Genomic DNA, 13,443 nt, shown 5'->3' with positions numbered 1-13,443 from the left:
GATGAGAGTGCTGAGACTGCGGATGTACGGAGTCGTCTTCATCGCCGTACTCGCGCTGCTGCTGGGGCTGTCGGTCGCGGTGTACCAGCAGGCGTTCACGCCCGTCGTGCGGATCACACTGGAGGCCGACAGCCTGGGCAACCAGCTGGATCCTCGGGCCGACGTCAAGCTGCGCGGGGTGCTGGTCGGCGAGGTGCGCGAGGTGCGGGCAGACGGGACGAAGGCCATGCTCGACATCGCGCTCAAGCCGGAGTACGTGCCCCACATCGCGTCGGACGTACATGCGCGACTGTTGCCCAAGACGCTGTTCGGCGAAAAATACGTCGACCTGGTCGCCCCCGCGCGCTCCGCGTCCTCTTCAGCTCGCGCCATCCGCGCCGGTGATGTCATCACCCAGGACCGCACCCGAGTCGGCATCGAGGTGCAGCAACTCATGAACGACCTGCTGCCCCTCCTGCGAACGGTCCAGCCCGGCAAGCTCAACGCCACCCTCTCCGCGTTCGCCACCGCCCTCGAAGGCCGAGGCGACCGGATCGGCGACAACCTCATGCGCCTGGAGGCCTACCTGCGCCGCCTCAACCCCCATCTGCCGTCCCTCACCGAGGACATCGCCCGCTTCGCCGAGGTCGCCGAGATATACGGCGACGCGGCGCCCGACCTGATGAGGATCCTGCGCAACACGGTCACCACCAGCCGCACGATCGTCGAGCAGAAGGACCGACTGGCAGCGGCCTTGCAGACCACGGCGGCGGTCGCGGGCACGGCGGAGGACTTCCTCGACGCGAACGGCGAGCGGCTGATCACCCTCGGCCGGGTCTCCCGCCCGACGCTGGAGCTGTTCGCCCGCTATTCCCCCGAGTACCCGTGCCTGCTGGCCGGTCTGGTCCGGCAGGAGAAGGCCTCGGAAGAGGCGTTCCGGGGCGGCAAGATGCACATCACGCTGGAGGTCGTACAGCCACAGGGGGCGTACGAGCCGGGCGAGGAACCGCGCTACGGTGAGCGGTCGGGGCCCAAGTGCCGTGATCTGCCGCATCCTCCGGTGCCGGCGCCCGGTGCCCACCTCAACGACGGTTCGGAGTCCGGGGGTTCGTCCTCGGGCGGCCCGCTCGGCGTCTCCGCCACCCGGGCCGAGCAGCGCGCTGTCGGTTCGCTGGTGGCCCCTGTCCTGGGTGTACCCGCCGACGAGGTGCCGCCGGTCACAACTCTGCTGTTCGGGCCGCTGGCGCGCGGGACGGCGGTGAGTGTGGCATGAGGACCACAGGCGCGCGGCAGTCCGCTGCTCCGCTCATCAAGTTCAGCGTCTTCGCGCTGGTGACCGTCCTGGCGACGGCCCTTCTCGCGGCCACCATCGTGAACATCTCCTTCGCCCCGAAGCACAGATACCGCGCGGTGTTCAGCGACGTCACCGGCTTGGAGGAGGGCGACGACATCCGCGTCGCCGGAGTACGGGTCGGCGAGGTCGAGGGCATCCGGATCAAGGACCGGACGCTGGCCGAGGTCACCTTCACCGTCGGCGAGAACCGTCCGCTGCTGACCAGCACGGGCGCGGTCATCCGGTACCGCAACCTGGTCGGGCAGCGGTATGTCGCGCTGACCGAGGGCACGGGCGACGGCACCCGGCTGCTGCGTCCCGGCGCGACGATCCCGCTGTCGCGCACCCAACCGGCGTTGGACCTCAACGCGCTGCTGAACGGCTTCAAGCCCCTGTTCGCCGCGCTGAGCCCGAAGGATGTCAACCAGCTCGCCACCGAGATCATCAAGACCCTCCAGGGCGAGGGCGGCACCGTCAACAGCCTGCTCGTGCACACGGCGTCGCTCACCTCGACGCTGGGGGGCCGCGACCAGTTGATCGGGTCGGTGATCGACAACCTCAACACCGTGCTGAAGACGCTCGACAAACGCGGAACCCGCTTCTCCGGCCTCCTCAAGCAGCTACGCCGGGTCATCTCGGGCCTGTCCGCCGACCGCAAGCCCATCGGGCAGTCGCTGGTGAACATCGGCGATCTGACCGAGGCCACCTCGGGGCTGCTGAAGGACGCGCGTCCACCCCTGAAGGACGACATCGCCGAGCTGACCGAGCTCACCGGAACGCTGAACGACAACGAGAAGACCGTGGAGGGCGTCCTGAAGCGGCTGCCGAACAAGCTCAACGAGCTGACGGGGACGGCGTCCTACGGCTCGTGGTTCAACTTCTACCTGTGCGACTTCGACGGGCGGATCGTACTTCCGAAGACGAAGCCGACGTCACAGCAGGTGCTCACACCTGACCTGCATGTGGCGAGGGCGAGGTGCGGGGCATGAGCCGCAAACAAGGTCCCGAGCCGCTGTTCAAGGTGCGTGTGGAGCCACCGAGGCTGCCGAGGATACGTCTGCCGAAGATACGGCTCCTGCCGCACCGCAGACCCCGTCCGCGGCCGCTGTTCAAGGTGCGCGTCGAGCCGCCCAAGCTGCCGAAGCCGTGGTTCCGTCGCCCACGCCTCATCCCCTTCCGCGACCGCAACCCTGTCGTCATCGGCGCCGTCGGCCTCACCGCCCTCGCACTGCTGGCCGTGGCCGCGTTCAACGCCGACCGCCTGCCGGTGATCGGCGACGGCGAGACGTACAGCGCGGCCTTCGCGGAGGCGGGCGGGCTCAAGCCCGGTGACGAGGTGCGGGTCGCCGGAGTCAAGGTCGGCAAGGTCGAGGAGGTCGACCTGGACGGCGACCACGTCAAGGTCACCTTCAAGATCAAGGGCGAGTCGGACTTCGGCACCGAGACCGGCGCGTCGATCCGGGTCAAGACGATCCTCGGCGCGAAGTACCTCGCGCTGCACCCCAAGGGCAGGGGCCAGTTGGCACCCGGCAGCGAGATACCGCTGAAGCGCACGGTCCCCGCGTACGACGTCGTGCAGGCCTTCAGCGATCTCACCACCACGACGGAGAAGGTCGACACCGACCGCGTGGCGAAGGCCCTGGACACGATCTCCACCACCTTCGAGGACTCACCGGAAGAGGTACGGGCGTCACTCAAGGGCCTGTCGCAGATCTCCCGGACGGTGGCGTCTCGCGACAAGGCGCTGCGCGAGCTGCTCGACCACGCGAACGGCGTCACGGGCGTACTGGCCGATCGCTCCGGGGACTTCACCGCCCTGGTCAAGGACGGCGACAAGCTGTTCAAGGAGATCAGCAAGCGGCGCGACGCGATCCACAAACTGCTGAAGAGCTCCGCCGCGCTCGGCATCCAGCTCTCCGGCCTGGTCCAGGACAACGACAAGGAGATCGGCCCCGCGCTCAAGGGCCTGAACCGAGTGGTGGAGATGCTCGAACGGAACCAATCCAGCCTGGACCGGAGCATCAGGCTCCTGGCGCCCTATGTCCGAGTCTTCACCAACACCCTCGGCAACGGCCGCTGGTTCGACTCGTACGTCCAGAACCTGGTCGCCGCTCCGGTGGTACCGCGGACGGGAGGGGCGCAGTGAACATCCCTGTCAGGGTGAGAAAGCGCCTGGCCCTGCTCACCGTACTGACCCTCGCCGGCGCGCTCACGTACGTCCTGTGGCCACGCCCCGAGCCGGTCCGTGTCACGGCGTACTTCCCGCGCACGGTCGGCATCTACCCCGGCTCGGACATCCGTGTCCTGGGCGTACGGATCGGCGAGGTCAAGGAGATCACGCCGGAGGGCGGCCGGGTGCGGGTGGAGCTCGAGTACGAGGCGGACCGCAAGGTCCCGGCCGAGGCCCAGGCGGCGATCATCAACTCCTCGGTGGTCAGCGACCGTTACGTGCAGCTGCTGCCGGTGTACCGGAGCGGCCCGGTGCTGCGCGACGGAGACGAGATCCCCGAGTCGCGCACGGCCGTACCGGTCGAGCTGGGCCGTGTCTTCGACAGCCTGCACACCACGGCCGAAGCGCTCGGCCCCAAGGGCGCCAACAAGGACGGCTCCCTGTCGCGGCTGCTGGGGGTGAGCGCGGACAACCTTGACGGCCGGGGCAAGAACCTCAACCAGACGGTCGAGGACCTCTCGAAGGCGGTCACGACCCTGTCCGACGGCCGCACGGACCTGTTCGGCACGATCCGGAACCTCCAGGTCTTCACGGCTGCGCTGGCGGCCGACGACAAGAGCGTGCGGTCGTTCAACAGCAGTCTCGCCAAGGTCGCCGCACAACTCGCGGGCGAGCGGCAGGACTTGGCCGCGGCGCTGAAGAACCTCGGGACGGCGCTGGGCGACGTGTCCGGCTTCGTGAAGAAGAACAAGAAGTCGCTGACCGCGAACGTGGAGGGGCTGAGCAAGGTGACGAAGGTGCTCGTCACCCAACGGGCCGCGCTGGAAGAGTTGTTGGAGGTGACCCCGACCGGCATGTCGAACCTCAACAACGCCTACAACCCGTCGGCCGGCACGCTCGACACCCGTAACAACGCCGATCAGGCGCAGGATCCGGCTTCGCTGCTGTGTTCGGTGCTGAGGACGACCGGGGACGAGGGCGGAAGGAACCCGGACTGCAAGGAACTCAGGGAGTTGTTCGACTCCCTGCCCAAGGTCCCGCAGGGCCCGGCGGCCACCGGCACGGTCGACCGCACCCTCGGCGGAATCCTGGAGGCGGGCGCATGAGTGTCCTGCGCGTGGGCGCGCCGCGCAAGGCTGGGGTGGCGGCCTGGGCGGCCATCGGCTCGCTGCTCCTCTCCGGCTGCGAGTTCAACGGCTGGTACGACGTCCAGTTGCCCGGCGGAGCGGCCTCGGACGGCAACGCGTACCACGTCACCGTCGAGTTCCGTGACGTTCTCGACCTGGTGCCGCAGTCGGCGGTGAAGGTCAACAACGTCACTGTGGGCGCGGTGGAGAAGGTGGAACTGGACGGCTGGCACGCGCGCGTACGCCTCCGGGTGGCCGACTCGGTCAAGCTGCCCGCCAATGCGATCGCGGAGCTACGCCAGACCAGCGTGCTCGGCGAGAAGTACGTGGCGCTGTCCGAGCCGACGGACACCACACCGGTGGGACGCCTCGGCGACGGCGACGCGATCCCGTTGTCCCGCAGCGGCCGCAATCCGGAGATCGAGGAGGTGCTGTCCGCCCTGTCCGCGCTGCTCAACGGCGGTGGAGTGGCGCAGCTCAAGACAATCACCGTGGAGCTGAACAAGGCGCTGGAGGGACGGGAGAACCGGGTCAGGTCGCTGCTGAAGGAACTGAACACGTTCCTGGGCGGCCTGGACCAGCAGAAGGGCGACATCGTCCGGGCGCTGAAGGCCGTGGACCGACTCGCCAAGCGCCTTGGCAAGGAGAAGAAGACCATCGCCGAGGCCGTGGACGCTATGCCGCCGGCCCTGAAGGTCCTGGCCGACCAGCGACGCGACCTGACGCGCATGCTCACGGCGTTGTCGAAGCTCGGCAAGACAGGCACCAAGGTGGTCAACGACGCGCACGACGACACAGTCGCGAACCTGAAGCGGCTGCGCCCGATCCTGCAACAACTCAACAAGGCCGGAAGCGACCTGCCCAACGCTTTGGAGTTGCTGACCACTTATCCCTTCCCCCGCAACGCGGTGGACGCCATCAAGGGCGACTACGTCAACCTGCACATCACGGCTGACCTCGATCTGGCCGGGATCTACGGCAACGTGACGGAGAAGCCGGGCGGCAGTCGGGATGGCGACGGGAAGCCCCGGGGGCCCGAGCTCCCGAAGATCCCAGACCTCCCGGACGTACCGGATCTCCCGGGCCTGCCGAGCGTCCCGACACCCACCACCCTCCCGAGCACACCGAGCGTGCCGTCGTCCCCCTCGTCCCCTTCCGACGGCGGCGGCGACCCGCTGTGCCCGCCGGTGTCCACCAGCAGCTACAGCGACAACGGCAGTTACGGCACCGGAGGCGACTGGCCGAAGGGGATCAACCTCGCACTGGCCGAGCTGATGCTGAAGGGAATCCAGCCGTGATCACACGTACGGTCAAGGCCCAGCTGCTCGCCTTCACCACCATCACCGTTGTGGGGGTGTCGTTCGTCGGCGCCGAGTACACGGGGCTGGTGGACGAGGTCCTGGACCGCGGCTACACGGTCCAGGCGGACTTCGCCGAGTCCGGGGGCATTTTCCCCGGCGCCGAGGTGACGTATCGCGGGGTGCCGGTGGGGAGGGTGGGCGCGCTGCACCTGACGGGCGCCGACGGCGTGTCCGTCGCCCTCGACATCGAGGACGGGGCACCGCGCATCCCGGCGCACACGTTCGCCGTGGTGGCGCACCGCTCGGCGGTGGGTGAGCAGTACGTCGACCTGCAACCTCGCACATCCCACGGCCCGTATCTGCTCGACGGCAGCACGATCGCGCGCGAGAGCACACGCGTGCCGCTGCCGACGACGGACCTGATCCTCAGCCTGGACCGCCTGGTGAACTCGGTGGGCAAGGACGATCTGCAGGTCACGGTCGACGAGTTGGGCAAGGCCTTCGCCGGAACGGGCCCGAACCTCAGCCGTCTGGTGGACTCGGGCAATGAACTGGTGGAGTCGGCGTCCGACGCGCTGCCCGAAACGATCGCGCTCATCGAGGACTCACGGAAGGTACTGAAGACACAGGCCGACCAGGGTTCGTCGATCAAGTCGTTCGCCGGCGATCTGGCGGCGCTCACGGCCCAGTTGAAGGCGAGCGACGGGGACCTGCGCAGGCTGATCGGCAACGCGCGGCCGGCGGCGCTGGAGGTGAACTCGCTGCTCAAGTCGGCCGGGCCGGAGCTGTCGGTCCTGCTCGCCAACCTGATCAGCGGCGGCCAGGTGACGCTGGCCCGCCTGCCCGGCGTGGAACAGGCCCTGGTCACCTTCCCGGTGATGGTGGCGGGCAGCTACACGGTCGTACCGGGCGACGGGACGACCCACTTCGGCCTGGTGGTGAACGCCGACGATCCGCCGGCCTGCACTCAGGGCTACGGCACGGCGCGCCGCGACCCCGCCGACACCAGCACCCGAGAGGCGAACACCGACGCCCGCTGCACGCTGCCGCGGGGGAGCGAGTCGTCGGTACGGGGTGCACAGAACGCCCCAGGTGCCGCGTCCGGCGGCGCGAATCAGGCGACGTACGTCACCCCGTACGACCCGGAGACCGGCACCACCATCGGCCCGGACGGAAGGACCGTCGAGGTCGGCTCGACAGGCGGCCAGCAGGCCGCGTTCGGAAAGGAGTCGTGGCAATGGCTGCTCGTTGGCCCCATGGCATGAACCTGAAGGGTCTGAAGGGCGTGAGGAGTCATCCAGCGATGACGGCGGGACTCGTCACGGCGACGATCCTCACCACGGCACTCGCGACATGGCTGGCCCTGACCGTCTCCTCCCAGCGCGAGGCGGACCAGCGCCGCCAGGACATCCTGGCCGCGGCCCGCCAGTCGGCACTGAACTTCACTTCGCTCGACTACCGGCACTACGACCGCGACAGCGCGAACGTACTGGCGGGCGCGACCGGTGACTTCAAGAAACAGTTCGCCGCCCAGACGGAGCAGCTGACGCAGCTCGTCGTGACGAACAAGTCCGTGTCCGAGGGCCAGGTCCTGGAGGCCGGCATCGTCCGCTCGGACGAGAACTCGGCCCGCGTCCTGGTGGTCACCGACAGCAAAGTGACCAACACGGCTGCGCCCCAGGGTGAGGCGCGCACGTATCGCCTGCAGCTGGACCTGGTCCACCGGGACGACCGCTGGCTGACGTCGGACGTCGAGTTCGTCGGCTGACAGGCACCACCACTGAGGAGTACGACCATGGCGAAGACAACCACCGGCCGCGCCCCCGGTTCCGGCACCCGGCGCACCATGACGACGGCAGCCCGCGCAGCGGCCAAGCGAGCGGCGCGTGGCCACCGCGAACCCACCCCGGAGCCCGCTGTCGCCGGACGCACCGTGCTCATCGAGGCCCCGAAGGACGGCTGGGAGGACCCGCCCGAGCCGTCGCTGGAGTCATTCGATGAGGACGTGCCACCAGAGGACAGGGGCTGGCCCCGTCGTCGGCGCCGGCAGCTCACCGCGGTGCTCGGCGCCCTCTTGATGGCCGGCCTGATGGCGGTCGCAGTACTCGGCTGGCAGTACCGGGAGGGAGGCCGCACAGAGAGCGCCCGGACGCAGGCAGTCGCGGCCGCCCGGAAGGCGGCACCGGTCGTCCTTTCGTACGACCACCGCCACCTGGACAAGGACTTCGCGGCGGCCGGTACCCACCTGACCGGCGACTTCCGCCACGAGTACGGGAAGACCACGAAGACCGTGGTCGGCCCCGCGGCCAGGAAGTACCGGGGAGTGGTGAAGGCGACGATCGCGGCCCCTGCCACCGGCACCCCGGCGACCTCCGTCGTCTCGGCCTCCCCGGACAAGGTTGTGGTCCTGCTCTTCGTCAACCAGGTCACACAGAGCACGCAGGTCTCCGGATCCCGCGTGGACCTGAACCGAGTGCGGATGACGATGACGCGCACGGCGGAGGGGTGGAAGGTGAGCGCGGTCGACGCCCTCTGACCGGCCTGCGAGTGCGGCAACAAGCCGTTCCTCGCGCGGGGGACCGCCTGCGCATACCTGCAGCATCGTGTCTTGGGCGGCAGCGGCGCGAATGACAGACATCCCCCGACGCAACCGGCGCCTAAGACAACAAGGCGGTGACTGATGGCATGACTTCCTCTGTGACTACGGGCGGATGACGGCGCCCTTCGGACGATCGGCCGCCGCGCATCGGCGTCAGGTCGCTGACCTGGCTACTGCAACCGCCCAGGCGATGTACAGGACGTTCACCACCAGCCGAGCCACCGCCCCGAGCGGCCGCTCCAGCAGCCGGGGCCGGTCCGGCCGTGCACGTCGCAGCGCGTCCACGTGGGACACCTGGTAACAGGTGATCAGGACAGCGGCGGCCCAGCCCCCGGCCGGTCTGCTGCACGGAACCAGCACCAGCGCACCCACGACGACCTCCGCCGCCCCGCTGACGGCCACGAGGAGCCGTGCCCGGCGGAGCCATGCGGGTACCAGCATGCGGAAGTAGTCGGGGGCCAGGAAATGTATGAGCCCCGTGACGGCCAGGAACACCGCCAATCCGACGGCAGCGATAGCGTGCATGGCACGATGATCCGTTCACCTCGCGCCTGGGCACTTGAACAAAACGATCGCCGCCTCGTCTTCGCCTCCGGCACCGAGGCGACGATGTTTGCCGAGTCCCGCCCGTTCCGCGTCGCCCAACACCGGCTGCCTGCGTGGAAAGCCGTGCTGCCGATCAGCGGCCACGCTCAACTCCTCCAGTCGGGAAGGCCCATGGTGGCGGCGCCAGGGCTGATCGTTCCGCCCCAGCTGGCCCACGCCTGCGCGGCGACCTCCCCCTACATCGTCCTGTTCGTCGACTCATGGCTGCTGCCTTCCTGCCCGGGGCCGATACGGCTTGATGCAGGCCAGGTCCGCCGTTTACTCGCCGCGCTCGGCACCACCGATTCCAACGGCCCCAGCACTTGCGTGGACCTGGCCGCCGGACACACCGAGCTTCGGGCACTCGCCGGGTGCCCAACCCCGCTCGATCCGAGAGTCGCCCACGCTGTCCGCCTGTGTACGTCCCGCGATCCGGACATGCCCATCACCTCCATCGCCATCGAGGTCGGCCTGTCGACAGCGCGGCTTCGCGCCCTTGTCCGGCAGGACGTGGGCATCGCGCTCACCCGCTTGCGTCGATGGGGACGGCTCCGTACCGCGATCGCCGATCTGGCGGGTTCCAGTGCAGCCATGGCCGCAGCCACCGCAGGCTTCGCCGACCAGGCCCACCTCACCCGTACTGCACGGGACTTCCTCGGGCGCACGCCCGCCTCTCTGCGACGCGCGGAAGCGTAGGGTCCCGGCTCTGAAGGGCCGGGTGTTTCAGCGGAAGAAGTCGGCGTTCTCCGCGGCCCACTGCTGGAACGGTCTGGCCGCGGAGCCGGTGACCCGTGAAACCGTGTCGCGTACCGCCAGCAGCTCGTCATTGACGTCTCCGCCCGTGACGTCGAGCACCGCATCCGCGGCCCCGTCTCCGAAGACTGCGGCCATCTGAGCGCGAGCCTCCTGCCGGCTGATCTCGGTGAAGGGCACATCCCGCCCGAGTGCTGCCGCGATGGCCTCGACCTGCTGCCGGGCGGTCACCGGCTCGGGACCGGTCAGGGCATACGTCCGCCCCCGGTGGCCGGGCTCGGTCAGCGCCACCCGTGCCACCGACGCGATGTCCGCAGGGTGGATCGTGGGCAGCCCGGTGTCCGCATACGGCGCACGGACGGTCTCACGGTCGCGGATCGACGCCGCCCACATCAGAGCGTTCGAGGCGAACTGCGTCGGCCGCAGGATCGTCCAGGCCAAGCCGCTGTCCTGGAGCAGCCGCTCGACGGCCAGGTTCTCGCCGGCGGGGCCCAGATGCGGATGGGTCTGGACCGTGATGGACGACACCAGCACCACGTGCTCCACTTTCGCCAGCCGGGCGGCCTCGAGGATGTCGGCGTCCGAACCCAGACGTGACACGAGAAACAGCGAGTGCACCCCCTCCAGAGCAGGTCTCAACGACTCCGTCTCCGTGAAATCACCCTCAACGGTCTCGACACCTTCGGGGAACGTGGCCAGTGCGGCGTCGCGGGTGAATCCTCTTAGCGGCCCCACATCGCATCGGTGCAACTGCCTCAGCAGTGCACTTCCTATGTTTCCGGTGGCTCCGGTCACGAGGATCACGAGCGCGTTCTCCTGTCGTCACATGATCAGCTTGAGGAAACGCTAGAAGCTCAATCGCACTTCAGGTCAAGGAGATTCGGTGTTGTCCTGCTGCCAGGAACGCGCACGGACATCGCCGGCGACGTCCGCGCCATGGTCCCGGCCGGTCTGGGTGAGTTCAGCGGTGGCGGGTATCCGAACCTTCATGGTGCGTACGGTGCGACAGCTGGGATCGGTCATTCTCGGCGCACGGCTCTGGGACAGGTTCTCCGTTGTGGCGGCGCACCGCGCCAAGCCGGTGGCGGCCGAGCTGACTCACGTCGAGACGGGCGAGCCGGGCCTTGACCACGAAGGCGAGGTCGCCCACTCCCGCGGCAGGCGCATGATGCTGGGCAGGACGTCTCGCCCCTTGACGGTCCCTGCCGCCGAGGGACCGTGGTTCGGGGAGGGAGGCGGGGGATACCGGCGCAACCTGACGGCTCTGCGGCGGACCCCCGTGTCCATCTGGAACGACGATGTGACGGACTGGGCCGCCTCGCTCACCTACTACGCGGTGCTGTCCATCTTTCCGACGCTTCTCGTCACCGTCTCGCTCGTCGGCCTCACCGGCGCCGGGACCGTCCGGGACCTCATCGGGAACGTGAACGCTGTCGTACCGGCGGAGTCGCGTGCCGTAATCGAGAACGCCCTGAGTGGCATGGCCGACCGGCATGCCGCCACTTGGCTGGTGGTCGTGTTCGGGACCACAGGAGCACTGTGGTCCGCCTCGAGCTACCTCGCAGTGTTCCGTCGGGCGCTGCATGCCATGCATGGGGTCGAGGATCGTCGACCGGTGTGGCGGACCGCTCCCCGCATCGTGATCACCGCTCTTGTGCTCCTGGGGCTGTTCGTCACCAGCGCCGGGGCTCTGATGCTCACCGGGGAACTGGCGCGCACCGTCGGCCGGCTCATGGGAATGGGTGAGGCCGCCGACACCACTTGGAGCATCGTGAAATGGCCATTGCTCTTGTTCCTGGCCGCTGTTCTGGTCTTGGTGCTGTTCAACACAGGGCCGGCCCCGGCGCGCGGTCTGGTTCAGAGAGCCCTCGGCGGTGCCCTCGCCGTGGTCCTGTGGCTGCTCGCATCCGTCGGCTTCGCCCTCTATGCCTCGCTCGTTGGCACCTACAGCCGCCTCTACGGTTCGCTGACCGGGATCATCGTCTTCTTCGTATGGCTGTGGGTGTCCAACCTTGCCCTGCTCACCGGCGCGCAGTTCAACGCCGAGCTTGTCAAACTGCAGAACGGTGACCGCTGACCCGTCCAAGCGGGGACCCACGCGGCGCACTGCTCGCTCTTACCGAACAGTTGGTGATGCGAGGCAGGAGGCAGCTCGACGACGAAGGCATTGGGCGCCGGAGTCCGTTGCCGTCCCAGCAGCAGGGCGCGGTCGTCGCACTCCTGATGTAGTATCCGCACCACTTCCGCGTGTTCGGTGTGTTTGCGGCAGAGAGTTCTCACCTTCTCCCGCTGCCCGCCGTAATGCGGGGCACACGCACCCATAGGAGTGCCGTCCAGGCTGTTTCGGAGCACTCGTGCCGCAGCGACGTGGCCGGCCTGCCAGCGCCGGGTCAAGCCGTCCGCTCGGTCCGGAAGCAGGTGTCGACGCGGTGTGATTCTCGTGGTCCTCCGCGCGATGGCCGGATGGAGGTGCAATGTCCACGCAGACCAACCGCCTGACCATCACCGAGGTCGCCAGCTGCGACGACTGCGCGGTACTGAGGCTCAGCGGTGAACTCGACCAGAGCTGCGAGACCTACTTCTTGGCCACGCTCGGTGCCAGCGTCGCAGCCGGCCACCGGCATCTGGTGCTGGATGTCACCGCCCTGGTCTTCTGCGACTCGCGCGGACTCAACTGCCTGCTCGCCATACGATGGTTGCTGGCCCGGCGGAGCGGAAAACTGCTTCTGGCCGGAGCAGGGCGCCGCCTGACGGAGCTATTGGCCCAGACCGGCAGCACCCGTCTTCTGCCCACCTATCGAGCGGTCGGCCAGGCACTGATCGAGTTGCCTCCTCGGGAGCGCCCCGTCTGGCCTCCCGCACAGCCTGGGCGTAATGCCCACGATGGCGAACCTGAACAGCCGTAGGCCGTCAGAGCCCGGCGGACGGCAGTGAATGCGCTCCTCGGCGTCCGTCGATCGCATGTGCGGCTGCTCGTCGCGGGGCAACATGCCCCGCTGTGCTGCGCCTTTGCGATGCGGACTGGCGCAGAGGGGCATGCCGGAGGCGCTAGCATCGGGCCAGCTTCGCCTACCGAGAGAGTGGTCTCATCACGATGGCCGATGACGCTCTGCTGTTCGTACTTCCTGACGATCACCCGCGGATGGGCGCTGCCCTGGCCGCGGTGGGTGAGCTGGAGTGCGTGGAGACGCCCGCAGTCCGGGGCTGGCTGCACGCGCACGGGATTCCCGTGTCCTCCGGGCGGGTCAGGATTGTTCCGGCGGGAGCGGAGGTGCTGGTTCCCGACGATGCGGAGCGGCTGCCGGTTCCCTTGAGCGAGGATGAGAAGGTGCGGGTGGAGCAGGCCTGTGCGCCCACGCCCGTCACCGACATGGAGTCGGAGCTGCTCGGCTTCCGGGACACCACCCAGGACTGGGAAGCTCTGGTACACCGCGCGGTGACCGCAGGGATTCCCGCGCCGCGCATCGTGCAACTCACCGGCCTGGATCCGCAGGATGTCGCGCGGGCTTTGGCCGACTGAGCCGCCCTCCTGCCCTGAGTGGCCCGGCGCTTGAGGTTCCGCTTCTGTGGCCGTGCGACGCTGCGGTCAATTGCGA

Annotated in this window: 14 protein-coding genes and 1 pseudogene; 12 read left to right on the top strand and 3 right to left on the bottom strand. The window is 68.6% G+C overall.

From position 1 onward, the window contains the following. The first annotated feature begins 1 nt into the window (after position 1). Genes ACWGDB_RS23065 through ACWGDB_RS23030 form a run of 8 tightly spaced genes read left to right on the top strand, consistent with a single transcriptional unit; the run spans position 2 to position 8,446 of the window. Positions 2–1,252 carry an MCE family protein gene (locus ACWGDB_RS23065; RefSeq protein ID WP_453824115.1) on the top strand — a complete coding sequence of 417 codons (1,251 nt, stop codon included), beginning with the start codon at positions 2–4 and terminating at the stop codon, positions 1,250–1,252. Next, positions 1,249–2,301 (top strand): MCE family protein, encoded by a 1,053-nt coding sequence (locus ACWGDB_RS23060; protein WP_453824114.1) that lies wholly within the window; start codon positions 1,249–1,251, stop codon positions 2,299–2,301. The genes ACWGDB_RS23065 and ACWGDB_RS23060 overlap by 4 nt, the downstream gene beginning before the upstream one ends. Continuing rightward, a complete protein-coding gene (locus ACWGDB_RS23055) occupies positions 2,298–3,458 on the top strand; it encodes an MCE family protein (RefSeq protein WP_453824113.1) in 1,161 nt (386 codons plus the stop codon). The genes ACWGDB_RS23060 and ACWGDB_RS23055 overlap by 4 nt, the downstream gene beginning before the upstream one ends. A 26-nt stretch (positions 3,459–3,484) precedes the next feature. Then, positions 3,485–4,588 carry an MCE family protein gene (locus ACWGDB_RS23050; protein WP_453824206.1) on the top strand — a complete coding sequence of 368 codons (1,104 nt, stop codon included), beginning with the start codon at positions 3,485–3,487 and terminating at the stop codon, positions 4,586–4,588. Continuing rightward, positions 4,585–5,907 carry an MCE family protein gene (locus ACWGDB_RS23045; protein ID WP_453824112.1) on the top strand — a complete coding sequence of 441 codons (1,323 nt, stop codon included), beginning with the start codon at positions 4,585–4,587 and terminating at the stop codon, positions 5,905–5,907. Before ACWGDB_RS23050 ends, ACWGDB_RS23045 begins: the two co-directional genes overlap by 4 nt. Then, positions 5,904–7,175 (top strand): MCE family protein, encoded by a 1,272-nt coding sequence (locus tag ACWGDB_RS23040; protein WP_453824111.1) that lies wholly within the window; start codon positions 5,904–5,906, stop codon positions 7,173–7,175. The genes ACWGDB_RS23045 and ACWGDB_RS23040 overlap by 4 nt, the downstream gene beginning before the upstream one ends. A 38-nt stretch (positions 7,176–7,213) precedes the next feature. Beyond that, the gene (locus ACWGDB_RS23035; RefSeq protein WP_453824110.1) at positions 7,214–7,678 is read left to right on the top strand and encodes a hypothetical protein; all 465 of its coding nucleotides are present in this window, start codon (positions 7,214–7,216) and stop codon (positions 7,676–7,678) included. Positions 7,679–7,705: 27 nt separating this feature from the next. After that, positions 7,706–8,446, top strand: a complete 741-nt coding sequence (locus tag ACWGDB_RS23030; RefSeq protein ID WP_453824109.1) for a hypothetical protein — start codon at positions 7,706–7,708, stop codon at positions 8,444–8,446. Between the two features lie 216 nt (positions 8,447–8,662). Here ACWGDB_RS23030 and ACWGDB_RS23025 read toward each other — a convergent pair whose 3' ends face one another. After that, a complete protein-coding gene (locus ACWGDB_RS23025; protein ID WP_453824108.1) occupies positions 8,663–9,034 on the bottom strand; it encodes a hypothetical protein in 372 nt (123 codons plus the stop codon). Here ACWGDB_RS23025 and ACWGDB_RS23020 point away from each other — a divergent pair. After that, positions 9,029–9,790, top strand: a complete 762-nt coding sequence (locus ACWGDB_RS23020) for a helix-turn-helix domain-containing protein (protein ID WP_453824107.1) — start codon at positions 9,029–9,031, stop codon at positions 9,788–9,790. The genes ACWGDB_RS23025 and ACWGDB_RS23020 overlap by 6 nt on opposite strands. Positions 9,791–9,817: 27 nt before the next feature. On the opposite strand, the gene ACWGDB_RS23015 is transcribed toward ACWGDB_RS23020, so the two are convergent. After that, positions 9,818–10,651, bottom strand: coding sequence for an NAD(P)H-binding protein (locus ACWGDB_RS23015; RefSeq protein ID WP_453824106.1), 834 nt, complete (start codon positions 10,649–10,651; stop codon positions 9,818–9,820). Positions 10,652–11,126: 475 nt separating this feature from the next. Here ACWGDB_RS23015 and ACWGDB_RS23010 point away from each other — a divergent pair, with 475 nt between their 5' ends. After that, positions 11,127–11,924, top strand: coding sequence for a YihY/virulence factor BrkB family protein (locus tag ACWGDB_RS23010; protein WP_453824105.1), 798 nt, complete (start codon positions 11,127–11,129; stop codon positions 11,922–11,924). 38 nt (positions 11,925–11,962) lie between these two features. Here the strand turns inward: ACWGDB_RS23010 and ACWGDB_RS23005 are convergent. Continuing rightward, positions 11,963–12,169: pseudogene (locus tag ACWGDB_RS23005) on the bottom strand (FhaA domain-containing protein); the annotation flags it as partial. Positions 12,170–12,321: 152 nt separating this feature from the next. Here ACWGDB_RS23005 and ACWGDB_RS23000 point away from each other — a divergent pair. Continuing rightward, positions 12,322–12,753, top strand: coding sequence for an STAS domain-containing protein (locus tag ACWGDB_RS23000; protein WP_453824104.1), 432 nt, complete (start codon positions 12,322–12,324; stop codon positions 12,751–12,753). A 188-nt stretch (positions 12,754–12,941) separates the two neighbouring features. Beyond that, on the top strand, positions 12,942–13,367 hold the full coding sequence (locus tag ACWGDB_RS22995; protein ID WP_453824103.1) for a DUF6003 family protein: 426 nt from the start codon (positions 12,942–12,944) through the stop codon (positions 13,365–13,367). Positions 13,368–13,443: the final 76 nt, after the last annotated feature.

The organism is Streptomyces sp. NPDC055013, assembly GCF_053608645.1.
Note: the sequence above shows the minus strand (reverse complement) of the source record. Positions and strands in the feature narration are given on the sequence as shown.

Bases quoted from the DNA above. Each gene is read 5' to 3' on its own strand.
- ACWGDB_RS23065 (WP_453824115.1), top strand. From the start codon at position 2: ATGAGAGTGCTGAGACTGCGGATGTACGGAGTCGTCTTCATCGCCGTA.
- ACWGDB_RS23060 (WP_453824114.1), top strand. From the start codon at position 1,249: ATGAGGACCACAGGCGCGCGGCAGTCCGCTGCTCCGCTCATCAAGTTC.
- ACWGDB_RS23055 (WP_453824113.1), top strand. From the start codon at position 2,298: ATGAGCCGCAAACAAGGTCCCGAGCCGCTGTTCAAGGTGCGTGTGGAG.
- ACWGDB_RS23045 (WP_453824112.1), top strand. From the start codon at position 4,585: ATGAGTGTCCTGCGCGTGGGCGCGCCGCGCAAGGCTGGGGTGGCGGCC.
- ACWGDB_RS23035 (WP_453824110.1), top strand. From the start codon at position 7,214: ATGACGGCGGGACTCGTCACGGCGACGATCCTCACCACGGCACTCGCG.
- ACWGDB_RS23030 (WP_453824109.1), top strand. From the start codon at position 7,706: ATGGCGAAGACAACCACCGGCCGCGCCCCCGGTTCCGGCACCCGGCGC.
- ACWGDB_RS23025 (WP_453824108.1), bottom strand. From the start codon at position 9,034: ATGCACGCTATCGCTGCCGTCGGATTGGCGGTGTTCCTGGCCGTCACG.
- ACWGDB_RS23000 (WP_453824104.1), top strand. From the start codon at position 12,322: ATGTCCACGCAGACCAACCGCCTGACCATCACCGAGGTCGCCAGCTGC.
- ACWGDB_RS22995 (WP_453824103.1), top strand. From the start codon at position 12,942: ATGGCCGATGACGCTCTGCTGTTCGTACTTCCTGACGATCACCCGCGG.